This is a genomic window from Allobosea sp. UNC402CLCol (assembly GCF_000745475.1).
GTDB lineage: Bacteria > Pseudomonadota > Alphaproteobacteria > Rhizobiales > Beijerinckiaceae > Allobosea > Allobosea spartocytisi.
This window is the reverse complement of the sequence record NZ_JQJJ01000010.1, coordinates 912,278-937,119: the sequence shown is the minus strand read 5'-3', so window position 1 is coordinate 937,119 and position 24,842 is coordinate 912,278. Positions and strand designations below refer to the sequence as shown.

At 68.3% G+C, this 24,842-nt stretch carries 25 protein-coding genes; 11 read left to right on the top strand and 14 right to left on the bottom strand.

From position 1 onward, the window contains the following. Nucleotides 1-5: 5 nt before the first annotated feature. A complete protein-coding gene (locus GY40_RS16290; protein ID WP_038363893.1) occupies nt 6-887 on the top strand; it encodes a type 1 glutamine amidotransferase in 882 nt (293 codons plus the stop codon). 6 nt (nt 888-893) lie between these two features. On the opposite strand, the gene GY40_RS16285 is transcribed toward GY40_RS16290, so the two are convergent. Then, on the bottom strand, nt 894-1,271 hold the full coding sequence (locus GY40_RS16285) for a YkvA family protein (protein WP_038363890.1): 378 nt from the start codon (nt 1,269-1,271) through the stop codon (nt 894-896). 73 nt (nt 1,272-1,344) lie between these two features. Here GY40_RS16285 and GY40_RS16280 point away from each other — a divergent pair, with 73 nt between their 5' ends. From GY40_RS16280 to GY40_RS16265, 4 genes are all read left to right on the top strand, one after another. Further along, nucleotides 1,345-2,256, top strand: a complete 912-nt coding sequence (locus GY40_RS16280; RefSeq protein ID WP_038363889.1) for an aminoglycoside phosphotransferase family protein — start codon at nt 1,345-1,347, stop codon at nt 2,254-2,256. 164 nt (nt 2,257-2,420) lie between these two features. After that, nucleotides 2,421-2,822 (top strand): GFA family protein, encoded by a 402-nt coding sequence (locus tag GY40_RS16275; protein WP_038364458.1) that lies wholly within the window; start codon nt 2,421-2,423, stop codon nt 2,820-2,822. 239 nt (nt 2,823-3,061) lie between these two features. Then, entirely contained in the window at nt 3,062-4,765 is a 1,704-nt protein-coding gene (locus GY40_RS16270; protein WP_038363887.1) for a mucoidy inhibitor MuiA family protein, read from the top strand. Between the two features lie 180 nt (nt 4,766-4,945). Further along, complete coding sequence (locus tag GY40_RS16265) at nt 4,946-5,347, top strand: PRC-barrel domain-containing protein (RefSeq protein ID WP_038363885.1); 402 nt, start codon at nt 4,946-4,948, stop codon at nt 5,345-5,347. A gap of 103 nt (nt 5,348-5,450) precedes the next feature. Here the strand turns inward: GY40_RS16265 and GY40_RS16260 are convergent, their stop codons facing one another. Then, a complete protein-coding gene (locus GY40_RS16260; protein ID WP_038364456.1) occupies nt 5,451-6,029 on the bottom strand; it encodes a tyrosine phosphatase family protein in 579 nt (192 codons plus the stop codon). Between the two features lie 138 nt (nt 6,030-6,167). Further along, complete coding sequence (locus GY40_RS16255) at nt 6,168-7,379, bottom strand: M20 aminoacylase family protein (protein ID WP_038363883.1); 1,212 nt, start codon at nt 7,377-7,379, stop codon at nt 6,168-6,170. A gap of 466 nt (nt 7,380-7,845) precedes the next feature. Between GY40_RS16255 and GY40_RS16250 the strand changes: the two genes are divergently transcribed. Beyond that, nucleotides 7,846-9,138 carry an adenylosuccinate synthase gene (locus GY40_RS16250; protein ID WP_038363881.1) on the top strand — a complete coding sequence of 431 codons (1,293 nt, stop codon included), beginning with the start codon at nt 7,846-7,848 and terminating at the stop codon, nt 9,136-9,138. 31 nt (nt 9,139-9,169) lie between these two features. Beyond that, complete coding sequence (locus tag GY40_RS16245) at nt 9,170-10,405, top strand: hypothetical protein (RefSeq protein WP_038363878.1); 1,236 nt, start codon at nt 9,170-9,172, stop codon at nt 10,403-10,405. A 54-nt stretch (nt 10,406-10,459) separates the two neighbouring features. On the opposite strand, the gene GY40_RS16240 is transcribed toward GY40_RS16245, so the two are convergent. Further along, on the bottom strand, nt 10,460-11,323 hold the full coding sequence (locus tag GY40_RS16240; RefSeq protein ID WP_038363877.1) for an aromatic amino acid exporter YddG: 864 nt from the start codon (nt 11,321-11,323) through the stop codon (nt 10,460-10,462). A gap of 182 nt (nt 11,324-11,505) precedes the next feature. On the opposite strand from GY40_RS16240, the gene GY40_RS16235 reads away from it, so the two are divergent. Next, nucleotides 11,506-12,708, top strand: a complete 1,203-nt coding sequence (locus GY40_RS16235; protein ID WP_038363875.1) for an MFS transporter — start codon at nt 11,506-11,508, stop codon at nt 12,706-12,708. A gap of 70 nt (nt 12,709-12,778) precedes the next feature. Here the strand turns inward: GY40_RS16235 and arsC are convergent, their stop codons facing one another. The 6 genes from arsC to GY40_RS16205 form a co-directional block, all read right to left on the bottom strand. Then, nucleotides 12,779-13,198: an arsenate reductase (glutaredoxin) gene (gene arsC, locus GY40_RS16230; protein ID WP_038363873.1), complete on the bottom strand. Its 420-nt coding sequence runs from the start codon at nt 13,196-13,198 to the stop codon at nt 12,779-12,781. Next, on the bottom strand, nt 13,195-13,917 hold the full coding sequence (locus GY40_RS16225) for an aquaporin (protein ID WP_282568288.1): 723 nt from the start codon (nt 13,915-13,917) through the stop codon (nt 13,195-13,197). The genes arsC and GY40_RS16225 overlap by 4 nt, the downstream gene beginning before the upstream one ends. Further along, nucleotides 13,898-14,257 (bottom strand): ArsR/SmtB family transcription factor, encoded by a 360-nt coding sequence (locus GY40_RS16220; RefSeq protein WP_038363870.1) that lies wholly within the window; start codon nt 14,255-14,257, stop codon nt 13,898-13,900. The genes GY40_RS16225 and GY40_RS16220 overlap by 20 nt, the downstream gene beginning before the upstream one ends. Nucleotides 14,258-14,425: 168 nt before the next feature. Further along, nucleotides 14,426-15,151 carry a beta-ketoacyl-ACP reductase gene (locus GY40_RS16215; protein WP_038363868.1) on the bottom strand — a complete coding sequence of 242 codons (726 nt, stop codon included), beginning with the start codon at nt 15,149-15,151 and terminating at the stop codon, nt 14,426-14,428. Nucleotides 15,152-15,193: 42 nt separating this feature from the next. Then, nucleotides 15,194-15,409, bottom strand: a complete 216-nt coding sequence (locus GY40_RS16210; RefSeq protein ID WP_038363866.1) for a DUF1737 domain-containing protein — start codon at nt 15,407-15,409, stop codon at nt 15,194-15,196. Nucleotides 15,410-15,426: 17 nt separating this feature from the next. Continuing rightward, on the bottom strand, nt 15,427-16,605 hold the full coding sequence (locus tag GY40_RS16205; protein WP_051988133.1) for an acetyl-CoA C-acetyltransferase: 1,179 nt from the start codon (nt 16,603-16,605) through the stop codon (nt 15,427-15,429). A 316-nt stretch (nt 16,606-16,921) separates the two neighbouring features. Here GY40_RS16205 and phaR point away from each other — a divergent pair, with 316 nt between their 5' ends. Further along, entirely contained in the window at nt 16,922-17,530 is a 609-nt protein-coding gene (phaR, locus tag GY40_RS16200; RefSeq protein WP_156115970.1) for a polyhydroxyalkanoate synthesis repressor PhaR, read from the top strand. Nucleotides 17,531-17,572: 42 nt separating this feature from the next. Here phaR and GY40_RS16195 read toward each other — a convergent pair whose 3' ends face one another. After that, nucleotides 17,573-19,261: a GGDEF domain-containing phosphodiesterase gene (locus tag GY40_RS16195; protein WP_051988132.1), complete on the bottom strand. Its 1,689-nt coding sequence runs from the start codon at nt 19,259-19,261 to the stop codon at nt 17,573-17,575. 178 nt (nt 19,262-19,439) lie between these two features. Between GY40_RS16195 and GY40_RS27625 the strand changes: the two genes are divergently transcribed. Next, the gene (locus GY40_RS27625; protein WP_156115969.1) at nt 19,440-19,631 is read left to right on the top strand and encodes a hypothetical protein; all 192 of its coding nucleotides are present in this window, start codon (nt 19,440-19,442) and stop codon (nt 19,629-19,631) included. A gap of 171 nt (nt 19,632-19,802) precedes the next feature. On the opposite strand, the gene rpmF is transcribed toward GY40_RS27625, so the two are convergent. Next, nucleotides 19,803-19,988 (bottom strand): 50S ribosomal protein L32, encoded by a 186-nt coding sequence (gene rpmF / locus GY40_RS16190; protein ID WP_038363858.1) that lies wholly within the window; start codon nt 19,986-19,988, stop codon nt 19,803-19,805. 199 nt (nt 19,989-20,187) lie between these two features. Next, nucleotides 20,188-20,898 carry a monofunctional biosynthetic peptidoglycan transglycosylase gene (gene mtgA / locus GY40_RS16185; RefSeq protein ID WP_081925442.1) on the bottom strand — a complete coding sequence of 237 codons (711 nt, stop codon included), beginning with the start codon at nt 20,896-20,898 and terminating at the stop codon, nt 20,188-20,190. 72 nt (nt 20,899-20,970) lie between these two features. Between mtgA and GY40_RS16180 the strand changes: the two genes are divergently transcribed. Next, on the top strand, nt 20,971-21,918 hold the full coding sequence (locus tag GY40_RS16180; RefSeq protein ID WP_051988131.1) for a polyprenyl synthetase family protein: 948 nt from the start codon (nt 20,971-20,973) through the stop codon (nt 21,916-21,918). A 21-nt stretch (nt 21,919-21,939) separates the two neighbouring features. Here GY40_RS16180 and GY40_RS16175 read toward each other — a convergent pair whose 3' ends face one another. Next, entirely contained in the window at nt 21,940-24,666 is a 2,727-nt protein-coding gene (locus tag GY40_RS16175) for a TIGR02302 family protein (RefSeq protein WP_038363855.1), read from the bottom strand. Nucleotides 24,667-24,842 lie beyond the last annotated feature (176 nt).

Below are 24,842 nucleotides of genomic sequence, written 5' to 3'. Positions count from 1 at the left end.
TGCCCATGATCCAGACCGGCCACCGTCCCCTCCGCCTGCTCTTCGTCGAAGGCAATACGCGCGAGCATCGCGAGGAGCATGTCGCCGGCTATGGCGCGACCCCGGCCGAGGCCTATGCGGCCGAAATCGCCGCGATCGCCCCCGGCATCGTCTCGGATATCTGCCTGCCGGCGGATGAGGGCGCCAATCTGCCGGATGCCGCGGGACTGGAATCCTATGACGGCATCTTCCTCACCGGCTCGGCCCTGCACATCTACAAGATCGAGCCGGCCGTGACCCGGCAGATCGAACTGATGCGCGCGATCTATGCCAGCGGCACGCCCAGCTTCGGCTCCTGCTGGGGCATCCAGATGGGCGCGGTCGCGGCCGGCGGCACCGTCACCGCCAATCCGAACGGGCGCGAGGTCGGCTTCGCCCGGCGCATCGCGCCGACCGAGATCGGCCGTGGCCACGCGCTGCTGGCCGGGCGCCCCGCCGCCTTCGACGCCCCGGCGATCCATCTCGACAGCGTCGCCCTGCCGCCGCATGGCACAACGATCCTCGCCTCGAACGCCATCAGCCAGGTCCAGGCCGCCGAGATCAAGCATAATGGCGGCACCTTCTGGGGCGTGCAGTATCACCCCGAATTCCCGCTGAAACAGGTCGCCTCCATCCTCGGCCGCATGGTGCCGCTGCTGATCGAGGAAGGCTTCCGCAAGGACGAGGCCACCGCGAAGGATTGGCTCGCGGACCTCGAGACGCTCGACGCCGACCCCGCCCGCCAGGACCTCGCCTGGGCCCATGGCCTCGACCGCGAGGTGCTGGACGCCGAGCGCCGCGTCACGGAGCTGCGCAATTTCCTCGACCGTCGCGTCAAGCCTCATGCGAGCGAACGCGGCAGGGCGTGAGGGCTGTCAGTGGAACCGCTGGAAAGCCCAGAAGCCGAGAGCGGCCAAGCCCAGCAACCAGATCAGGACGATGATCGCAGCCCCGACGGCGCTGCGCGGTCGGCCCGCGCGCTCATCGGCCTGCCTTCGAAACTCGCTCATGAGCTCGGCCGGGATGAGGCGGACCGCCAGAGCGATCCCGGCGGGCCCGATGAGCAGGTCATCCAGATAGCCCAGGACCGGAATGAAATCCGGAATGAGGTCGATCGGACTGAGGGCGTAAGCGGCGACCGCGGCAGCGACGGCTTTCGCGATCAACGGCGTCCGCGGATCGCGCGCGGCAATCCAAAGAGCGACGGCGTCACGCTTGACCCGTCCTGCCCATTGCGTGATCCGTTTCAGCATGGGCGCGGCTTCTCATGAACCGGAGGCGTCCGCAACGGGCGGGAAGCCGAAACCGGTGTTATTGGAAGCGGCGATGCCACACCCGGAGAAGCACCTGCCTGCAACGATCAGCGTTGAGCTGGTTGGTCGCCTGATCAAGGCCCAGTTTCCGCAATACGCGACGCTGGCACTGGAAGCCGTCCAGCCGGGAGGCTGGGACAATCGAACCTTTCGCCTTGGCCAGGAGCTGTCCGTTCGCTTGCCGAGCGCAGAACGCTATGTCCCGCAGGTCGAAAAGGAGCACCGCTGGCTGCCGAGGCTGGCTCCGAACTTGCCCCTTCCGATCCCGGTTCCGTTGGCGATGGGCGCGCCAGGCGAAGGTTACCCTTGGCCCTGGTCGATCTATCGATGGCTTCAAGGCGAGCCTGCAACGACCGGCGATATTGCCGACCTGCCTGCTTTGGCCCGATCATTGGGCTCCTTCCTGGCTGCATTGCACCGGATCGATGCCACCGGCGGACCTGCCGCCGGGAACCACAATTTTCATCGTGGCGGGCGCCTTGCCATCTACGACTCGGAAACGCGGTCCGCTTTGACGGCCCTCACCGGACGGATTGATGCCGCCTCCGCCGCCGAGGTGTGGGAAACGGCACTCTCGTCGGAATGGAGCGGCCAGCCGCTATGGGTTCACGGCGACATCGCCTCGGGCAATCTGCTGGTCAAGGACGGAGCCCTTTGTGCAGTCATTGATTTCGGAAGCTCGGCTGTAGGCGACCCCGCCTGCGATCTGGTGATGGCCTGGACAGAGTTTTCCGGAGACAGCCGCGCTGCGTTCCGCGCCGAACTCGCGCTTGACGACAACACCTGGAGTCGTGCTCGCGGATGGGCCTTGTGGAAGGCCCTCATCACCCTCGCAAGCGCCGGTCAGGATGCTCGCTCGATTGAAAAAGCCGGGAGGATCGTCACCGAGGTCATCGCGGACCACCGCCCGTCGTCCGGGACGTAGCGCTGATTTCGGGCCGAACGCCGACCTGCCTTGGCACTCCCGCACATCCCCAAACCCTTGCGGAAAACCCGCGCCGTCCGGCACAATTCGCCGGAACCGTTCCGCACGAAGCACCGTTGCTCTGTCGTCCATGCTGGCGATCACCGGGGATGCGCGAGACCACGATGAGACTTTCAGGCGGCTGCAATTGCGGACAGGTCCGCTACGAACTCGACGGCGAGCCGATCCGCGTCGGCATCTGCCATTGCGAAACCTGCCGGAAGGGCTCGGGCGCGGCCTTCTCCTTCTTCGGAATCTGGCCCCGGGCCGGCGCGACGCTCTCCGGCGAGCTCGGATGCTGGCAGAGCCGGGCGGGCGGCGAGCGCTTCTGCCCGCGATGCGGCTCGCCGCTGTTCTGCTGGGCGGAAGGTTCGGACGAGATCGAGATCAAGCTCGGCACCCTGGACAGCCCGCCGAGCGCGCTCGTGCCCGCCTATGAGCTCTGGACCATCCGCCGGGAGCCATGGCTGGCGCCTCGGCAGGGCACCGAGCAGCACCGGCGCGACCGCGGGGATGCCGGCGCCTGACCTTGAAGCGACCGGCGCGCATCCGCTGCGGGGGCAACCGTCACGTGACGAGCCCCGAGGCTGGCGCCTTGCCGCCACCGCCGGAAAGCGCGTCCCGCCCGGCCGACGCCCCTGCGAATGGAGGACGAGGCCATGGCCCAGCGGGCCTATCCGCAGTTAGGCTCGATTTCGCCTTGGGCGCGCCGGATTCGGCACCGTCTATCACGGCCTCGTGACTTTGATTTGGAGGGGGAAACTTCATGAAATACGGCCTCGCCGCCGCCCTCGTGATCGCGCCTGGCCTCGCCAGCGCCGCCGAGACCGAGCTTTCGAGCCGCATCGACCGCGTCACGGTCTATCCCGACGGCGCTATCGTCACCCGCCTGGGCAAGGCCGACCTGCTGCAGGGTGCCTCGCAGATCGTGCTGCGTGGCCTGCCGGCGACGATCGACCCGGCCTCCATCCGCATCGAGGGGAAAGGCGACGGCTCGTTCTCGGTCGGCGCCATCGATGTCCGCGTCACCCCGGGCGAGGCGAAGCCGGTCCTCGACAAGACCGCCGAGGACAAGCTCAAGGCGCTGCGCGACGAGAAGGGCGCGCATGAGGGCCGCATCGCCGCGATCGAAGCCCAGCGCACCACCATCGAACGCTTCGCCCAGACCGGCCCCGACAAGCTCGGCCCGGACGGCAAGGCCCTGCCCGTCGCCGACTGGCCGACAGTGTTCGAGGCGATCGGCACCGCTTTGGTCAAGGTCCAGAACGATCTGCGCGGCGAGCGCGGCAAGCTCGCGGATGTCGAGGCCGAGATCGCCGCGCTCGAAAGCGCCCGCCCGCAAGGTGGCCGCCCCGGCGCGCCGAAGCGCGACGTCGCCATCGCGGTCGAGGCCCCGCAGCCGGTCGCGGCCGAGTTCACGGTCAGCTATCGCGTCAGCGGCGCGCAATGGGTTCCCGCCTACGAGGCGCGATTGACGACCACGACGGCGAAGCCGGAACTGGCGCTGACCCGCCGCGCCGAGATCCGCCAGCGCACCGGCGAGGACTGGGGCGACGTCGCGCTGACGCTGTCGACGACGCGCTCGGCCGGCGGCACCGGCGCGCCCGAGCTCCAGCCGATGCAGATCGCGTTCTTCGAGCCGCCGGCGATCTATGAAAGCCGTTTGCGCAAGGTTGCGCCTGCGCCGATGGCCGCCGCCCGCGCCAAGGCGGAGGCCGAGGCTCTGGCCGAGCAGGCAGAGGCAAAGGCCGCGTCGCAACGCGCCGCAGCGCCGCCCACACCGGCGGAAGTCCAGACCGCCCGGATCGAAGCCGGCCCCTATCAGGCGAGCTTCCAGGTGCCCGGCCGGGCCACCATTCCGCAGGACGGCACGGTGAAGACGGTCGTGCTCACGCAGCGCAAGGCCGAGCCGACGCTGTCGGCCCGCAGCGTGCCGGAGCTGGAACAGAAGGCCTTCCTCGAAGCCGCCTTCAATCATGACGAGGAAGCCCCGCTCCTGCCGGGCAAGGTCGCGCTGCATCGCGACGGCACTTATGTCGGCACGGGCCGGATCGGGCTCGTCGCGCCGGGTGACGAGGTCTCGCTCGGCTTCGGCGCCGACGACCGGATCAAGGTCAGCTTCGCCCCGGTGAAGCGCCGCGAGAACGAGCCGCGCTGGCTCAACCAGACCCGCACCGACCAGCGCGAGTTCCGCACGGTGGTGAAGAGCCTGCATGCTCAAGCCGTCAAGGTCACCGTGCTGCAGCGCACCCCCTACTCCGAGAACAGCGCGATCACGGTCGAGACGATCGCGGCCCAGACCACGCCACCGACCGAGAAGCAGGTCGGCGACAAGCGCGGCGTCTCCTCCTGGACCTTCGATCTCGCACCGGGCGGCGAGAAGGAACTCCGGCTCGCCTACCGCATCAAATCGCCGGGCGACCGCGAGCTCTCCTATGACGAGCAGCCGCTGCCGCAGGCGACGGATTGAGGCCAGAGGCCTTCACGCCCCGGAGCGCCTCGCTCCGGGGCGTGAAGGCACCTTGCATCGGCAACCGGAGGCCGATCGCGCAAATGATCTGAAATAAAAGAATACCCGAAGCAGGAACCCATGGCGAGAGGCGGCGTTGTCTCTATCACCTGGGGAATTCATGGTTTGGAGTTTACTTTCATGCGCAATGTCGCCATCGCCATCATTTCTGCAACTGTTCTTTCGACCAGCGCCTATGCGCAAACGGCTACCAGCACGACGGCGGTGAAGGAAGTCTATGTCGCCGCCAAGCCGACCGACGTACTGAGCAGCAACCTGATCGGCCTCAATGTCCAGAACTCCGCCAAGGACAAGATCGGCGAGATCAAGGACATCGTCATGTCGAACGGCCAGATCGCCGGCTACATCGTTTCCGCGGGCGGCTTCCTCGGCATGGGCGAGCACTATGTGATCGTCTCGCCGGCCGCCGTGAAGGTGAACTATTCCGAGAACGACAAGAAGTGGTCGGCCACGATGGAGACCACGAAGGACGCTCTCAAGGCCGCGCCGCAGTTCAAATATGAAGGCCGCTGGGCAAAGTAAGTCCTTGCCGTAAGTCGACGACGGCCCTGCTTCGGCGGGGCCGTTTTCATGTCGGCGGCCCTCTGTCGGTCGATATGCCCGGACGCTCCGCCTCGTCGGCGAGCTAAACCGCCATTTCCAGCTCGCGCTTGCGGCCGAGATCGTTCATCCAGGTCCGGAATTTCGGCTGCGCCGCGATCTGGTGCGCATAATGCCGGCCCAGGGCCTCGGTCAGCCGGCCATGGCGGCCGAGCTGCTCGTCGGCGAAGCCGACCATCACCGAATTCGGCCAGGCCTGAGGCCGGATCTCGCGCAGACGCGCGAACAGCGCGTCCTCGCCCTCATGCGGATCGGCCTGCGCCATCAGGGTCAGCATCGCCGCCGTCGAGCGCGAGATGCCCATATGGCAATGCACCAGCAGATGGCCGGCCTTCCGGCCCACCGCCGAGGCGCGCAAGCCCTCGCCGAAGCCGAGGATCTCCGCGACATGCCCCGGCGCCGGCATGATCCTGTCCGGGGCCGGATCGATGATGTCGTGGAAGCGCAGCGTCACCCGCTCATGCGTGCCATAGGCGCCGAAGGCCTCGATTTCGGCCCGGTCGGGATCGAGCACTGAGAGCACATGCGTGACCTCGCGGGCGCTGTTGCCCGGCAGTTCCTCGATGCCGCAGATGGTCAGGGTCGAGATGGCGAGGGTTTTCATGGCATCATTCCGCATACCGTCATGGTCGGGCTCGTCCCGACCATCCACGTCTTTAGCCCGCATCGCTCGCCAAGGGGAGCCGAAGACGTGGATGCCCGCCACAAGGACGGGCATGACAGTTCCCGTGCAGGCGCTCCGTTACTCCGCCGCGACGGCCCGCAGGCCCTGGCCGAGCTCCTGATCGACGAGGCCAACCCAGTAGCGCACGCCGGCCGGGATGATCGCGTCGTTGAAGTCGTAGAGCGGCGTGTGCAGGCCGACGAAGGAACCGTCCGGATTGACGCCGTTGCCGATGCGCATGAAGGCACCGGGCCGCACCAGCATCATCTCGGCGAAGTCCTCGCCGCCCGTGCCGGGACGGAGCTGGCCGTTGACATGCTCAGCGCCGGCGGCCTGCGTCGCCGCGGCGACGGCAACGCGAACCTGCTCGGCCTCGTTGACCAGCGGGCTGGTGCCGCGGTGATAATACGGCTCCGCCTGGCAGCCCCAGGCCTGCGCCGTGGCCAGAGCAAGCTCGGCGATGCGCCGCTCCACCGTATCGCGCACCTCCTGCGAATAGGTGCGGGCCGTGCCGCCGATGACGAGCTCGGAGGGGATCACGTTCGAGGCGTTGACGTCGCCGCCATGGATGTAGCCAACGCTGATCACGGCGGTGTCCAGCGGCGCGACGTTGCGGCCGACGATGCCCTGCAGGCCGAGCACGAAATGCGCCTGCGCATAGGTGATGTCGGTCGAGCGATGCGGCTGCGAGCCGCCATGGCCGCCGAGGCCGCGGAAGGTCACCTTCCAGCTATCCGCCGCCGCCAGGAACGGGCCGACGGTGGTGCCGAAGCTGCCGGTCGGCATGCCCGGCGTGTTGTGCAGCCCGTAGATCGCGTCGCAGGGGAAGCGGTCGAAGAGACCGTCGGCCAGCATGGCGTTGGCGCCGCCGCGGCCTTCCTCGGCCGGCTGGAAGATCAGGTTGACGGTGCCGGCGAAATCCCGGTTCTCGGCGAGATAGCGCGCGGCCGCCAGCAGCATGGTGGTGTGGCCGTCATGGCCGCAGGCATGCATCCGGCCGGGATTCTTCGAGGAATAGGGAAGGTTCGTCGTCTCCTCCAGCGCCAGGCAGTCCATATCGGCGCGCAGGCCGATGGCGCGCCCGCCCGGCTGCTTGCCGCGGATGACGCCGACGACGCCGGTCTGGCCGACCTTCTCGGTGACCTCGATGCCCCATTCGCGCAAGCTGTCGGCGACGAGCTTGGCGGTGCGGTGCTCTTCCAGGCCGAGTTCGGGATGGGCGTGGATGTCGCGGCGGATCGCCGTGAACGCGGCATGGTGCTGGCCGAGCCAGTCGTCGAGCTTGGTCATATTGCTGTTCTTCCCCTTCTGCGGCCCGCGCCGGCAAGCACGATTCCTGCCACGCGCCGACGATGCCCCTTAGCCCTTACGCGCGATTGCGGCAGCATTACTGCGCAGATCCTGCAGATCCGCCATGCTCCGGCTGTTTACCCATGGATCCGCCCCCCATTTTGCACCTGTCCGGGCCGCTCAAGCCCTCATCCTGAGGGGCGGCGTCAGCGGCATCTCGAAGGAGGCTCCAGATCGCTCCGGAGCCTCCCGGACCATCCTTCAAGAGGCCATTCCCCTGGCAATGGCTCCTCAGGATGAGGGCTGGGGGCCTCAAATGGACCTACGCAAAACTTGACCTTCGCGCCGCATTGGCCCATGAGGGCTTGCAAGGACCTGCCCCGAAACCCCGGCCTTGCGCCGGGGTTTTGCATTTGCGCGGGCCGCTTGCGTGAGGCAACGCGGAACAAGCAGGGACACCTCGCTCATGGCGAATGTTGTGGTGGTCGGCGCCCAGTGGGGCGACGAGGGCAAGGGCAAGATCGTCGACTGGCTTTCCAGCCAGGCCGATGTCGTCGTGCGTTTCCAGGGTGGCCATAACGCCGGCCATACCCTGGTCATCGACGGCGTCGTCTACAAGCTCTCGCTTCTGCCTTCCGGCATCGTGCGCCCCGGCAAGCTCTCGGTCATCGGCAACGGCGTCGTCGTCGACCCCTGGCACCTCGTCGAGGAGATCGGCAAGCTGCGCGCGCAAGGCGTCGCGATCACCCCTGACAACCTGCGCATCGCCGACAACGCGACGCTGATCCTGCCGCTGCATCGCGAGCTCGACCATTTCCGCGAGACCTCGAATGCCGGCATGAAGATCGGCACGACCAAGCGCGGCATCGGCCCGGCCTATGAGGACAAGGTCGGCCGCCGCGCCATCCGCGTCGTCGATCTCAAGGACGAGGCCCTGCTCGAGGCCAAGATCGAGCGGCTGCTTGCCCATCACAACGCGCTGCGCCGCGGTCTCGGCATCGCCGAGGTCGACGGCCGCGAACTGCTCGGCCAGCTCAAGGCGATCGCGCCCGAGATCCTGCCCTATGCCGACACCGTCTGGGCGCTGCTCGATGCGCAGCGCCGCGCCGGCAAGCGCATCCTGTTCGAGGGCGCGCAGGGCGCGCTGCTCGACGTCGACCACGGCACCTACCCCTTCGTCACCTCCTCGAACATCGTCGCCGGCCAGGCCGCGACCGGCTCGGGGATGGGCCCCTCCGCCGTCGGCTATGTGCTGGGCATCGCCAAGGCCTACACCACCCGCGTCGGCGAAGGCCCCTTCCCGACCGAACTCTTCGACGAGATCGGCGAATTGATCGGCCAGAAGGGCAAGGAATTCGGCGTCGTCACCGGCCGCAAGCGCCGCTGCGGCTGGTTCGACGCCTGCCTCGTGCGCCAGACGGTCAAGACCTCCGGCATCGACGGTATCGCGCTGACCAAGCTCGACATCCTCGACGGCTTCAAGGAGATCAAGGTCTGCGTCGGCTACAAGCTCGACGGCCAGATCATCGAGCATCTGCCCGCCGGCCAGAGCGACCAGGCCCGCGTCGAGCCGGTCTATGAGACGATCGAAGGCTGGGAAGGCTCGACCGCCAACGCCCGCTCCTGGGCCGATCTGCCGGCCCAGGCGATCAAGTATGTCCGCCGCATCGAGGAACTGATCGGCGCCACCGTCGCCGTGCTGTCGACCAGCCCGGAACGCGACGACACCATCCTCGTTCATAATCCGTTCGAGGGTTGACGCGGCTCGTCATCAGCGACAAGTGAGGCCAATGGCCGATTTCTACCCGATCCTGGCACGCGCCGTCGCCGGGCTGCCCGACAACTCACCCGAGGCGCGCCGCGCCATCTTCGACCGGGCGCGGGCAGCCCTCGTCGCGCAGTTGCGCGGTCTCGATCCGCCGCTGAGCGAGGCCGAGATCATGCGCGAGCGCCTGACGCTCGACGAGGCCGTCGCCCGGATCGAGGCCGAATATAGCGAGGCGCCGCAGCCGCCCGCTCGTGGCCCGGTGATTCGCCCCCAGGAGCCGGCGGCGAAGCCTCCGCGCCCGCCCGAGCCGAAGCAGCAGCCCGAATTCGCCCCTCTGCCGCCCGCCGAGGGCCAGGAATTCGGCGAGCCCCTGCCCGAGCCGGCAGAGAGCCAGCCGGCCCGCCCGCGCATCATGCCGCCGCGTGAGTCCCGGGTGAAGCCCGGCCACATCCGCACCGGCGTGGTCGGCGTGGTCGTCGCCGTCGCGGTGGCCGCCATCGCCGGCACCGCGATCTATGTCCACAAGCTCAAGCCGCAGGACGCGACGCATCCCGGCGCGGAAACCGCGGCCCGGCAGCAGCCGGCCCAGCCGGAAAATGCCGGCAAGATCGGCGACCGCGTCGGCGACGCCAATGCGCCGACGCAGGGCCGCTCCAACAACGCGGGCGGCAACAACGCCGCCGGCACGCCGGTGCAGCAGCCGGGCGGCGAGATCGCCGTCGCCCAGCGCGCCATCCTCTATGTCGAGAACCCGGACAACCCCCAGCAGCCGCGCACCGTCAATGGCCGCGTCTTCTGGCGGCTCGACAGCGAGAGCGCCGGCCAGGGCCGGCCCGTCGAGACCATCGTGCGCGCCACCATCGAAATCCCGGAAGCGGGCGTCAATCTCGATTTCACCATCCGGCGCAACACCGATTCGGCCTTCCCCGCCTCTCACATCGTCGGCATGCGCTTCACCGCCACCGGCGACCCGGCGACGCAGGGGATCAAGGAAGTCGGCGTACCGCAGTTCAAGACCGCGGAAGGCGAGCGCGGCGCGCCGCTCTCGGCGATCAACTCGGCGCTCGGCGACAATCTCTTCGTCGCGGCCCTGTCCAACGTGCCGGTCGAGGTCGAGCGCAACACCGATCTCATCCTGAACCGGAGCTGGATCGACCTGCCCGTGCTCTTCACCTCGGGCCGCCGCGGCATCATCACCTTCGAGAAGGGCGTCTCGGGCGCCCAGACGCTGGGCGACGCCTTCGGCCGCTGGCAGTAGGCCTGCCGGCTTCGGAGACGCCCGGTCTCCACAAGGAGAGAGGCACCCGCGCCTCTATTTCCGGGATGGCCGGCCGGCCCCGCTCGCCACCAGCGCGCCGATGACGATGAGCGCGCAGGAGGCCGCCAGCAGCCAGCTCGCCTGCGCATAGCCGAACAGCACGAGCACCAGCGTCGAGAGCACCGGGGCGGCGTAGGAAGCGACGCCGAGCAGCGCGACATCGCCCTGCTTCATGCCGATGTCCCAGACGACGAAGGCGAGCCCGATCGAGCCGAGCCCGAGGCCGAGAACGCCGGCCCACTCCACTCCCGTGAGCGACCACAGCGTCGTCTCGAAGGCGAAATGGCAGAGGAGAGCCGGCACGGCGCAACCCAGCATGGTGACGCAGAGGCTTTCCGACGGCACGTCGGCGAAGCGGCGCGAGACCACCGAATAGCTCGCCCAGACGAAGGCGCCAAGCGCGGCCAGCACATGGCCGACAGCGAGCCCGCCGCCACTGCCGAGGCCGCCGGAAACGAGGAGCCCGGTCGCCATGAGCCCGACGAAGGCGCCGACGAGATGGCGGGTCTTCAGCCCGCCGCCGGGCAGGAGCGCGGCGAAGAGCACGATCAGCAGCGGCCAGAGATAATGGATCAGGTTCGCTTCCGCCGGCGGCGCCGTTTTCACCGCGGCATAGTAGAGCGCGCTGTCGCCGAACGGACCGTAGAGGCCCAGTGCGAAGGAGGCCGGCGTCGGCCTGATCCGGCTGAGCTCGCCGCGCAGCGCCGTGATGGCGAGGATCAGCAGGCCGCCGATGACGAAGGTCATGGCGACGAGCTGGAACGGAGGCACCCGCCCCGACATCGCGGTGAACAGCGCGAGCGTCGACCAGAGCAGGATGGCGCAGAAGCCGATGAGAGTGGCGGTACGGGAGGTCATGACGAAAAGCCGGGCTCGAAACAGGGCGGCGATAGCAGGTTTCGTCGGGCTTGCCGATGGGCCGGCGCCAGTTTGTCCGGCAGCCCCCGGCATCATGCTGCATTGCACCTCAGCACGGCAGCCATGGGCGCCATGTTCCGGAAACCGTTGACCGCGACGCCGGCTCGCATCATGCCTCATTCATGACCACGATCCCGATAGAAGGCGTCGTCCGCCGCCCGTTGATGCCGGTTCTGGCGGCGCTCAGCGTCGCCCATCTGCTGAACGACCTCGTCCAGTCGATGATCCCGGCGCTGTATCCTCTGATCAAGGATGCCTATCGGCTCGACTTCATGCAGATCGGCTTCATCACGCTCGCCTTCCAGGTGACGTCGTCGCTGCTGCAGCCGCTGCTCGGCTATGTCACCGACCGCAGGCCCTGGCCCTATGCGATGGTCGCCGGGATGTGCTCGACGCTGACCGGGCTGCTGCTGCTCTCCTTCGCCCACAGCTATGCCGTCGTGCTGCTGGCGGCCGGGCTGATCGGCCTCGGCTCTGCGGTGTTCCACCCGGAAGCGACGCGCATGGCACGCCACGCCGCCGCGGGGCGGCAGGGGCTGGCGCAGGGCGTGTTCCAGGTCGGCGGCCATGTCGGTTACGCCATCGGCCCGCTGCTGGCGGCGATGGTGGTGGTGCCGCGCGGGCAGGAGAGCCTGTCCTGGTTCTCGCTGGTCGTGCTGCTGGCGATGGGGCTGATGGGCTGGATCGGCGCGCGCTATGCGGCGATGCGGCGCGAGCAGACATCGTCCAAGGAGCATGTCGAGGAAATCGCCAGCCACGGCCTGCCGCGCGGGCGCATCATCCTGGCCATGACCGTTCTGGTCGTGCTGCTGATCTCGAAGAACGGCTACACGGCTGCCTTCACCTCCTACTACACCTTCTACCTGATCACGCGCTTCGGCGTGGAGGTGCAGCTCTCGCAGATCATGCTGTTTCTCTATCTCGTGGTCGGCGCCATCGGCGTCATCCTCGGCGGCATGATCGGCGACCGGATCGGCCGCGACCGGGTGATCTGGCTGTCGATCCTGGGCTCGCTGCCCTTCGCGCTCGCGCTGCCTTACGCGGATTTGTTCTGGACGGGCGTGCTCAGCATCATCGTCAGCTTCATCATGGCGAGCGCCTTCTCGGCGATCCTGATCTACGCCATCGATCTGGTGCCGCACCGCATCGGCCTCGTCGGCGGTCTGTTCTACGGCCTGTCCTTCGGGCTCGGCGGCGTCGCCGCGGCGGCTCTCGGCGCGCTCGCCGACCAGGTCGGCATCATCCAGGTCTTCAAGCTCTGCGCCTGGCTGCCCGCACTGGGGCTCCTGACCTTCCTGCTGCCGAGGGGAGCGCGGAAGGCCTGAACTTCCATCGGAAGCGCTCCGGCATGGATTCCCGGTCAGGCCCGGGATGACTGCGTGGCTCCGTCGTGCTCTAGATCGCCGCCAAGTGGACGACCTCGCCGTCTTCCTTTGTGAACGAGTCGGGGCGGCGTTCCAGAAGCTCGAGCACGACTTCGGAAGGGCGCGCCAGCTTCACGCCCTTCGGCGTAACGACGATCGGGCGGTTCACCAGGATGGGCAGGGCGACCATCGCGTCCAGAATCCGATCCTCGGAGATTCCCGGATCGAGCAGGCCGATCTCGGCAGCCGGCGTGCCTTTCTCGCGCAGGATGTCGCGCGGCGGTGCCGCCATCGCGTCGAGCAATTGCCGGAGCTGCGCCAGAGTCCAACCCGTGTCGAGATAATGGACGACCGTCGGTTCGTAGCCGGCGGCGCGGATCATCGCGAGCGCATTGCGCGAGGTGCAGCAGGCGGGATTGTGGAAGATGGTGATCGGAAAGCCGGCAGTCATGGCGCCGCATTCTCCTGAAGAAGCCAGTGGAAGACCATCGAGGCTGCCGCGGCACCCGCCAACTGCGCCGCAAGGAAAACCGGCACGGAGCCGGGAGCGATCCCCGCAAAGCTGTCGGACAGGCTGCGCGCCAGCGTGACGGCGGGGTTGGCGAAGGAGGTCGAGGCCGTGAACCAGTAAGCTGACACGATGTAGAGGCCGACGATCGACGGCACGGCCTGCGGCCTCAAGCGCGCTGCCCCGCAAATGGCGGCGATGAGGCCGAAAGTGGCGACGAATTCCGACAAGGCCTGGCCCGGACCGTCGCGCAGCTTGCCCGAAACCTGCAGAAGCGGCTCGGCAAACATGGCATGGGCGAGCCAGACGCCGAGAAAGGCGCCGATGAGCTGCGTTGCGACATAGGCGCAAGCCACCCTCCAGGGCAGTTCGCGCCGGAGGCTCGCAACCAGGGTGACGGCCGGGTTGAAATGCGCGCCCGACACCGGGCCGAAGATGGTGATGAGCACGACCAGCCCTGCCCCGGTCGCCAGCGTATTGCCCATAAGCGCTATCGCGATGTTTCCGCCGGCCAGCCGCTCGCCCATGATGCCGGAGCCAATGACGATGGCGAGCAGGGCCATCGTTCCCAGCCCCTCCGCTGCCAGGCGGCGCGCCAGCGTCGCCTCCGCAATGGGGCTGACCGCCGCGTGCATGGCGAAGTTACGCTGAGGCGGTTTCATGGGCGCAGCAAGCCGCTTGCGCGAATTTCTCGGCAAGCGGCCGACAGATCTCGGGGGATCCGCCGCAGCAATCGTCGAGGAGATAACCGAGCAGCCGCGTCATCTCGTCATACCCGGCGGTATAGACGATCGAGCGGCCCTCCCGCCGCGCCGCGATCAGACCGGCATGGCTGAGCACGGTCAGATTGGCTGAAAGGCTGCTGGGAGGTACGCCGAGGCGGCGCGCGATCTCCCCGGCGGCGATGCCGTCGGGGCCTGTCTGGACGAGCATGCGGAAGACCGCCAGGCGACCTTCATGAGCGAGCGCGGAAAGGCGCGTGACGGCATCTGTAATTTCCATATTTCCACGATATAGGAAATATAGAAATATGGAAGCACTGCTTCTGCGGGCAGCCTCAGGCCCGGGAGCGCCCCGGGCATCTCTTGGCGGAAGAGCTCCCCGTCCGGTGCGAGATTCTCGGGTCACCGCCTTGCGGCGCCCGAGAACGACGGCGGATTGCCGGGCGGCTCACGCCATGTACTGGCCGCCATTGGCCGAGAGGGTCGAGCCGGTGATGAAGCCCGCATCCGGGCCGGCGAGGAACACGACCGCCCGGGCGATCTCCTCGGGCTCGCCGAGTCGCCCGACCGGGATATGCGGCAGGATCGACTTCTCGATCACGGCGGGATCGATCGCCTTGACCATTTCGGTGGCGATGTAGCCGGGGCAGATCGCGTTCACGGTGATGCCGGCGCGTGCGCCCTCCTGCGCCAGAGCCTTGACGAAACCGATGTCGCCGGCCTTGGCGGCGGAGTAGTTCACCTGACCCATCTGGCCCTTCTGGCCGTTGATCGAGGAGATGCAGATGACGCGACCGAATTTGCGGGCGCGCATGCCCTCCCAGACCGGGCGGGTCATGTTGAAGAGCGAGTTCAGGTTGGTGTTGATCACCGCGTCCCACTGATCCCTGGTCATCTTGTGGAACATGCCGTCGCGGGTGATGCCGGCATTGTTGACGAGGACGTCGACAGGCCCGAGCTCAGCCTCGACCTTGGCGATGCCGGCGACGCAGGACTCATAGTCGCCGACGTCCCATTTATAGACGGAAACGCCGGTCTCGGCCTTGAACTTGGCGGCCGCCTCGTCATTGCCGGCATAGCTGGCCGCGACCTTGTATCCGGCCTCTTTCAGGGCCTTGCAGATCGCCGCGCCGATCCCGCGCGTGCCCCCCGTCACCAGCGCCACCTTCGTCATAGCCATTCTCCCTCTTGTGAAGTCTTGCGCGGCTTGCCGCCGCTATTGTTCGGATAGCTTCAACGTGGGCGTGTAGGGCACGTCCACGTCCTTGGTGATGGCCTGTCCGCAGATGACGCGGCCTTGCGCGGCGTCGAAGGTGAGCGTCGGCTGGCCGTAGAGCGACCAGCCCTGGCTCAAGGCTTCGGTGACCCGATGACAGAACGCAGCGTCATCGGGCCCGGTGAGATAGCGGTAGAGCGTCGTGCGCTTCGCCATGAGCAGAGGCGCTTGTCTCAGCGCTCCACGGCCAAGGCGACGCCCATGCCGCCGCCGATGCAGAGGGTGGCGAGGCCCTTCTTGGCGTCGCGCTTGGCCATCTCGTGGAGCAGCGTCACCAGCACGCGAGCGCCCGACGCGCCGATCGGGTGGCCGATCGCGATGGCACCGCCATTGACGTTGACGATGTCAGGGTTCCAGCCGAGATCTTTGTTGACCGCGAGCGCCTGCGCGGCGAAGGCCTCGTTGGCCTCGACGAGATCGAGATCGGCGACCTTCCAGCCGGCCTTTTCCAGCGCCTTGCGGGTCGAGGGGATCGGGCCCGTGCCCATGATCGCCGGATCGACGCCAGCCGTCGCCCAGGAGGCGATGCGGGCGAGCGGGGTGAGGCCGCGGCGGGCCGCTTCCTTGGCCGTCATGATGACGAGGGCGGCGGCGCCGTCATTGAGGCCGGAGGCGTTGCCGGCGGTCACCGTGCCGTCCTTGGAGAAGGCGGGCTTGAGCTTGGCCATGGCTTCCAGCGTCGCGCCGTGGCGGGGATACTCGTCGCTGTCGACGACCACGTCGCCCTTGCGGGTCGAGATGGTGAAGGGAACGATCTCGTCCTTGAACCGGCCAGCCTTCTGGGCAGCCTCGGCCTTGTTCTGCGAACCCACGGCGAAGCGGTCCTGCTCCTCGCGGCTGATCTGGTACTTGGTCGCGACGTTCTCGGCCGTGGTGCCCATATGGTAGCCGTGGAAGGCGTCCCAGAGCCCGTCCTTGATCATGGTGTCGACGAATTTGGTGTCGCCCATCTTGGTGCCCGCGCGCAGATGCGAGGCATGCGGGGCCAGCGACATCGATTCCATGCCGCCGGCGACGATGATGTCGGCATCGCCATTGGCGATCTGCTGCAGGCCGATGGCGACCGTGCGCAGGCCCGAGCCGCAGAGCTGGTTGAGGCCCCAGGCGGTCTTCTCCTGCGGGATGCCGGCGGCCATCGCGGCCTGGCGGGCGGGGTTCTGGCCCTGGCCGGCGGCGAGTACCTGGCCCAGCACGACCTCGTCGACCTCGGCCGCCTCGACCTTGGCGCGCTTCAGCGCTTCCTTGATCGCGGCGGCGCCGAGATCATGGGCGGGAGTGTTGGCAAAAGCGCCGTTGAAGGCGCCTACCGCCGTGCGCGCTGCGCCGACGATCACGATGTCCGTATCTGCCATGGGGGAATTCCTTGCTGCTATTCTGATGTTGACCTGCCGCGCCGCTCCCGCCGGCGCAACCTTCGCCCACCTTCGAAGGCCGCCGTGACGCCGTCAAGTCAGCCCTACTGCCATATCCGGCGTTTGGCAGGGCCTCCCGGCTGTGGAGCGCGCGGTCGCGGCGGAGACATCGCCTCAATTCCGACCGGTTTTTGCGCCGCACGCTCAAAAAGCTTGCGGCGCAGCACCGAGAGGCTATCGTCACGGCAGGGAGAACGTTCCGCCAAACGGCGCCGGCACCGCCGGCACGGGGCGGATCAACGTCTAGCAGGACATGATGGCCAGCGAAAAAGAACCGACCGTCATCAAGAAATACGCCAATCGGCGCCTCTACCATACGGGTACGAGTTCCTACGTCACCTTGGAGGATCTGGCCGGGCTGGTGCGCGGCGGCGAGGATTTCGTCGTCTACGATGCCAAGTCGGGAGAGGACATCACCCGCTCGGTGCTCGCGCAGATCATCTTCGACGAGGAAGCCAAGGACGGTCAGAACCTGCTGCCGATCGCGTTCCTGCGTCAACTGATCCGCTTCTACGGCGACAGCATGCAGGCGCTGGTGCCGCGCTATCTCGAATTCTCGATGGAGAATTTCGCGCAGGAGCAGAGCAAGTTCCGCGAGCAGATGAGCAAGGCTTTCGGCAGCCCGGCCTTCGGCGGCACCGCCTTCGGGGCGCCCGCGCTCGACGCCATCCAGGCGCAGACCCGCGCGAACATGCAGATCTTCACCGAGGCCTTCCGGATGTTCAATCCCTTCACCGCCGCGGCGGCCGCGAAGGCGAAGCAGGAAGCCGCGTCGGAGCCGACCAAGGCCGACGACCTCGGCGATCTCAAGCGCGAGCTCACCGAAATGCGCGAGCGGCTGGACAAGCTTTCCCGCAGCAAGTGAGCCCAAGGCGGCGGGCGTTGCCCGCCGCAGCCCCGGCCTGCATCAGCCGACGGCGCGGCGGCGCTCCGGCTGGGTTTCCGTCACGAGCTCGGCGCGACCGACGAGATGGCCCTGCAGATAGGTGACGCCCCAGTCGCGCAGCATCGTCGCCTGCAACTCGTCATCGACCCATTCGGCGACGGTCTCGACCTCGAGATGGCGCGCGAGATCGATCAGCGTGCGGACATAGAAGCGGTCGTCGGTCGAGCGGCGCAGATTCTGCGTGAAGGCCCCGTCGATCTTCAGGATGTCGATCGGGAAGGCGCGCAGATGCTTGAGCGAGGTATGCCCCGCGCCGAAATCGTCGAGGGCGATGCGGCAGCCATGCTGCTTGATCCGGGCGAGCAGCTTCGCGATCCGGACCGGGTCCTGGATGGTCGCCGTCTCGGTGATCTCGACGATCAGCCGTGAGGCGAGGCCGCGCGACGAGCCGGCCAGCGTCAGGAAGGCGTCGAGCCATTCGGGGTCGCCGAGCGAGACCGGCGAGACGTTGATCGACAGCGTGAGCGCCGGGTCCCCGGCCAGCATCGCGAGTGCCAACTCGAACACACGATGGTCGAACAGCCGCACGAGGCCGCGCCGCTCGAGCAGCGGCACCAGCTCGGCCGAAGCGAAGAACAGGCCGGCCTCGGGCTGCCCGACGCGCAGCAGCGCTTCGTGGAAGGCGACCTCGCGGGTGCGGGCCGAGACGACAGGCTGCAGGGCCAGCCGCACCCGCCGCTCGTTCAGCGCGGTGACGGCCTGGACGTCGAGCCCGCCATGGTCAGCCCTGTCCTGGCGCCGGCGCTGCGGGCGGGCGATGACGGCATCCTCGCAGGCGCCGGCCCGCGCCGCCGCCAGCGCGCCCTCGGCCGCTGCCAGCAATTCGCCGGCATGGCTGCCGAGCTCGGGCGCATGGGCTGCGCCGACGCGCAGCCGCACCAGCGCGATGCCATGGCTGGTCTCGATGGCGGATTCCGCGACCACCTTGATGAAGCGGCGGGCCGCCGAATCGATCTGGTCGCGCGGGCAGCCGGACAGGATGATCGCGAAGCTGTTGCCGGCATAGCGAACGAGATGGTCGCGCTGGCGCGTCACCGAGCGCAGCCGCTCATGCGCCGTGATGACGATCTCGTCGGTCGCCTCATGGCCGAAATCGTCGTTGAGGCGCGCAAGCTCGTCGATCGCCGCGACGAGGACGACCACCGGCCGGTCCTGCGGCAGATGCTCCTGCAGGCTGAGGCCGATCTGCTCGACCAGGGCCGGGCGGTCGCAGAGATCGCTGCCGGAAGAGCCGAATTCCTCGCTGCGCACCGCACGGTCGAGCCGCAGCACGCCGCGGGCGCAGGCCGGGCGGCCGTCGCTGCCGGCGAACCAGCGGCCGGTATCCTCGGCCCACATCTTCCGGCCGCCGAGATCGATGGCGTAGCGGGTGCGGTAGAGCACGCCCTCGCCCTGATCCTGCTCGCTCGAGCCGAAGATCGCGTCGTAGCGGCTCGGGCCGCTGCCGGGCTCGACGAGCGCGGCGAAGCCGATGCCCCGCGTCATCGCCCGCTCCGGGAGCGTGCCGAAGACATCCGTGGCATTCGGGCCCAGGCTCAGCGCGTCGCTCTGGATGTCCCAGCTATAGACCACCTCGCCGATCGACGAGAGCAATCCCCTCGGATCAGCCGCATTGTCCTTGCGGAAGCTGAAAAGCGCGGGGGAAGGCATCGCGGGCGGCCTCATCGGACTGTTCGCGCCGCATCGTCCTGGTGCGGCCCCGCCATGTCCGGCTGGTTGGGGAAGTGTTTCGAAATGATGAAGGGTTTTTGCTTAACGCCCCGTTAAGCGTGGCGACCGTCTTGCAACTTCCGCCCCGTCACAGAGTGCCCGTGCCGGAGTGAGACATATGCGTAACGGAGAGAGGCCAGCGCCTGAGGGGTTGAACCTCAGCGCGTCCGCGCTCGTGCTGCTGCAGGCCGCGGCCTTCAAAGCGCGGATCGGGCCCTTCGCGCTCAAGGGCCTGGCGACGTCGCAATCGGCCGTGCTGCTTTATCGCGCCGCGGCGCGGCTGGCGGCGTTGTCGTCGGCGAGGCGCTGAAGGGCTTACAGCCCCACCCCCGGATATGGCGGATAGGGCAGCCATTCCGGCGCCGTCATGCTCACAGGTTCCGAGCGCGACTCTCGGCCCGGCAAGACAAAGAAAAAACCGGCCTTTCGGCCGGTTTCATCAGATTCGAGCGAAGGCCGGAGGCGATCCGGCCATTCCGGCTCAGGCGTCGGCCTTGACCTTGAGAACCTGGCGGCCGCGATACATGCCGCTCTTCAGATCGACATGGTGCGGGCGGCGCAGTTCGCCGGAGTTCTTGTCCTCGATATAGGTGGGCTGCTTCAGCGCGTCGGCCGAGCGGCGCATGCCGCGCTTCGACGGCGACGTCTTCTTCTTCGGAACGGCCATTGTACTCTCCATCGTGCCGCCGCTCGGAGCGCCGCTCGCCAAAGCTGCGCCACCGCCACGACGACGGATCAATCTCGTGAGGCGTTGCCCATACACGCTCAGGCGCGCGCTGGCTAGAGCCTCATGTGAAAAAGTGGCTGACTGACCTTTGCCCATAACGATGTCGGGCGCCGGAGCAGGCTTCGTCTTCGCGGAGGAGTTAGCCGGGCAAGGCGCAATTGCCAAGGGAGCCGAGCTGGCCCATGCGGCGCAGAACGCGCCCGGAGGCCGATTGCAGCGCGCGACTCGGCTTGCCCGGATTGCGCAGGATCGGATTCGGCAGGGCCCCGGCAAGACGCGCCGCCTCCACCGGGGTGAGCCGGGCCGCGGATTTGCGGAAATAGTGCTGCGCCGCGGCCTCGGCCCCGAACAGGCCCTCGCCCCATTCCGCGACGTTGAGATAGACCTCGATGACGCGCGGCTTGCCCCAGGCGAGGTCGCTCACCATCGCGAGCGGGATTTCCAGCCCCTTGCGGATGTAGGAGCGCCCCGGCCAGAGGAAGACGTTCTTGGCCGTCTGCATGGTCAGCGTCGATGCGCCGCGGCTCGGCCCGTCCTCATCTTCCATCACCGCGTTGAGCTCAACCCAGTCGACGCCGCGATGGCTGCAGAAGCGCTGGTCCTCGGAGGCGATGACGGCACGGATCAGATTGGGCGAAATCCGCTCCAGCGGCACCCATTCGCGCTCGACCGGCCGCAGCGTCAGCCAGCGGCCGAGCATCAGCGTCGAGGGCACGGGCACGAATCGATAGAGCACCAGAGCAACGACGAGGGCGAGGACGAGCCAGAAGGTCAGCCTCAGGCACCATCCGAAAACCCAAGCCAGGAGACCGCTCCCTGTTTCCCGCCGCTCCGCCGACGCATCCGCCATGGCCCCGCACCTTGACGATGCGGCAAACGTCCGGCAAGGCCCCCGTCCCGGCAGCGAACGCGAGACCCACGCATGAGTTCCGTCCCGTCACAGGCCAGCCACGCCGATCTCGATGCCCGGCTGGCGCAGAATGCCGCGGCGGTCGAGACGCTGCTCGAGAGCCTCCTGTCCGAGACGCCGGCGGCCGGCGAAATCCTGCGTCCGCCGCGTCTGGTCGCCGCGATGCGCCACGGCGCGCTCGCGGGCGGCAAGCGGCTGCGGCCGTTCCTGACGGTGGAGACGGCCCGGCTTCTCGGCGTTCCCTCGGCACAGGCGCTGCGGGCCGGCGCCGCGGTCGAACTGCTGCATTGCTATTCGCTTGTTCATGACGACCTGCCGGCGATGGACGACGACGATCTGCGCCGGGGGCGCCCCACCGTCCACAAGGCCTATGACGAGGCAACCGCGATCCTGGCGGGCGATGCCCTGCTGACGCTCGCCTTCGACGTGCTGGCCGATCCGGAGACGCATGAATCGGGTGAGATCAGGGTGGCGCTGGTGCGCTGCCTCGCCCGCGCCTCCGGGCTTGGCGGCATGGTCGGCGGCCAGATGCTCGATCTCGCCGCCGAGGGCCGCTTCGAGGCGCAGAAGCATGCCTTGACCGAGGCGGAGATCCGGCGCCTGCAGGCGATGAAGACCGGGGCGCTGCTGGCGGCCAGCGTCGAGATCGGCGCGCGGCTGGGCGGCGCCGATGTGGCGACGCTGGCGGCGCTCGACACCTATGGCCGGGCGCTGGGCGCGACCTTCCAGATCGCCGACGACATTCTCGACGTCGAGGCCGATGTGGCCCAGATGGGCAAGGCGACGGCGAAGGACGAGGACAAGGGCAAGGCGACGCTGATCGGCGTGCTGGGGCTCGACGGCGCCAAGCGCGAGCGCGACCGGCTGAGCGAGGCGGCGGTGAAGGCGCTCGACGGCTTCGGGGCCACGGCGGACACGCTCAGGGCCGCGGCGCGCTTCGCCGGGCAGCGAAAGAGCTGAGAGGCGCGGGGAGCGGTCCGCTCAGTTCCGCCGGAGCAGCCGCTCCAGATAATCCAGTTCCTCCTGCGGCCGCAGCGGATCGCCGAGGCGCTTGCGCAGCTCCTCCAGGATGCGCCGCGCCCGCTGCGTCGCGCTCTCGTCGGCGCCGGGAACCTTGACCCGGCCATCGGCCCAGTCGCGCTGACGCTGCGGGCGGCCGAGCGGATCCTCGCTGCCGCGCTGCTGGGCCGAGGGGCGGCCCTGCTGGCGCCCGTCCGGCTCGCCATAGGCCTGGCCCTCGCCGTCGCCCTCGCCGGGCTGGCCCTGCATCTGCTGGGCGAGGTTCTGGCCGCCGCGACGCAGCGCATCGAGCGCACGGCCCTGCGCGTCCAGCGCCCCTTCCCCGTCGCCTTGACCGAGCTGCCGCTCGGCCTCGCGCATCGCCTCCTCGGCCTCGCCGAGCTCGCCATTCTGCGGCGCGCCCATGCCGCGCATGCGCCGCTGCAGATCCTGCAGCCGCTCGCGCAGGGCCTGCTGGCGCTGGGACAGGCCACCCTGCCCCTGGCCGTTCTGGCCCTGCATGCCCTCGCCGCCTTCGCCATCCTCGCCCTGGTCGCCCGGTTGCTGGCCGGGCTGCTGACCGCGCTGGCCCTGCTGGCCGCGTTGCCCTTGCTGGCCCTGTTGGCCGCGCTGGCCGGGGCGTGCCTGCTGCTGGCCGGGGCGCTGGCCGCGCTGGGTCTGCCCCTGCCCGCGCTGCTGGTTCTGATAGGTCTCGTCGCGCAGGTTCTGCTGGTCGCGCGTCATCCGGTCGAGATCGCCCAGCGCCTGGTTCATCTGGTTCTGGCGCGGATCGCCCTGGCCGGGCCGCGCCATCTGCAGATTGTTGAGCATCCGGTTGAGCTCTTCCATCAGCCGCTGCGCCTCGGCCATGTCGCCGCGCCGCGACAATTCCTCGATGCGATCGAGCATGTTCTGCAGGTCGCGCGGCGTCACCGTCCGGAAATTCTCAGGCAGCTGCGCCTGGTTCTGCTGGCCGTTCTGCTGCTGGCGCATCATCTGCTCGGCGAGCTGGCGCATATAGTTGTCCATCGCCCGCCGCATCTCCTCGGTGAGCTTCTTGATCTCCTCCTCGGAGGCGCCACGCTCCAGCGCCTGCTGCAGATTCTCCTGCGCCTGCCGCAGCGCCCGCTCGGCATCGGACATGTCGCCGTCCTCGAGCTGGAGCGCCATCGCCCACATCAGCTCGGACACCTCGCGCAACTCGTCGTCGCTGCCGGATTTGCGCAGCCGCTCCGTCAGCATGCGCATGCCGAGATAGGTCCCCATCTCCTTCATGAAGAGCCCGGGCTCGATCATCAGCGCATCCATGGCGAGCTGCACCCTGGAGCGGTCGTCGACATTCATCACGAGCTTGCGCCGCTGCTCGACCAGCGCCTTGGCCAGCGGATTGGTGAAGGTGCGCTGCGGCAGCACGACCTCGACCGGCTGGCTGCGCCCCTCCTGCCCGGCCTCGTCCTTGGCGATCAGCACCATCCGGACCTTGGCGCCAGCCCAGGGATGCGCCGAGAAATCGACAGTGCCCTTGAGCTCCTCCTCGCCGGTTGCGGAGGAGGGCACGGCAAGGTTCTGCTTCGGCGGATCGACCAGCGAGCGGCCGCCGGCGGCGACATCAGGACGCGAGACATCGACCTCGATCGAGGCGATACCGTAATCGTCCTTGGCCTTGTAGGTGATGCTCAAGCCGCCAGACTGGGCGCCGACGACCGGCTTCGGCGTATCGACGAAGGCGATGGTCGGCGGCAGGTCGGGAATGGCGGTGATGCTGAGCGTGGTGCCGGGCGCGCCGCTGCCGGTCAATCTCAGCGTGCCGTTGCCGGCGAGCACATAGCGCTTCTCCAGCACCGCCTGCTGCGGGTCGCTGCCTTGCGCCTGCCGGGCCGGCTGGGCGCCCGCCTCGCCGTCTTGGGCCTTGCCGTCTTGGGCCTCGGCCGGCTTGGTCTCGAGCTTTCCGGTGGTGACGACGTCCATATTGGTCTTGCCGGCGATGCGCACGACGATCGTCGACTTCTCCGGCGCGCTGAGACGCGGGCTCGCGAGCTTGGCGAAGTCGATCAGGATCGGCGGCAGGCGGGTATAGGCCGGCGGGTCGATCCAGGCGTCGATGCGGGTCGAGGGCGAGGCGCCCGGCGGCCCCTGCCAGTCGAAGGCGGCGGAGAGGCGCTGCGTCGTCTCGGGCCCGGCGACGAAGAAGGCCGCGATGGCGGCGAGCAGCGGCACCGCGCGCAGCGCCCGCTGGTCGCGAGCCGCCATCAACGGACGCGGCGCCTCGATCCTGAGCGCCGCGACCTGCCGGCTCTGGCGCTCGACATGCAGCTTCCAGAGAGCTTGCGAAACCGGATCGCTGGAGCCGACGGCGAGGCTGTCCTCCAGCGCCGAAGCGGGACGATGCCCGCCGGCGAAGGAGCGATCGAGCCGGGTCAGCGCGTCGCGATGCGTCGGCAGCACGATGCGGGCGACGTGCCAGAGGCTGGCGAGGAAGGCCCCTGCAAAGGCCAGGACGCCCACGATCCGCCCATACCAGGGCAGATGGGTCCACAGCCCGAACCAGGACAAGGCGAGGAAGGCGAGGGCGACGCCGAGCGGCAACCACAGCCGCGGCCACAGCCGTTCCCAGCCGAGCGAAACCCGCGAGGCCAGCGTGAGGCGGCGCAACCGTTGCCGGATGCCGTCCATCGTGTCGGGCGCCTTGCGGCGCTCTGCCTCGCTCATGCCATCGCTCCGGGCAGCCCCCATTTCCGTCGGTTCATCGCCTTACTGAAGCAGGCTAACACGGGAATGTGGCATTGCCAGTCCCCGGACCGGCCTTTGCACCGCGCTCGACGTTTCGTGAACGGGCACACAGGCCGTCATGCCCGGGCTTGACCCGAGCATCGCTGAAACCAGAG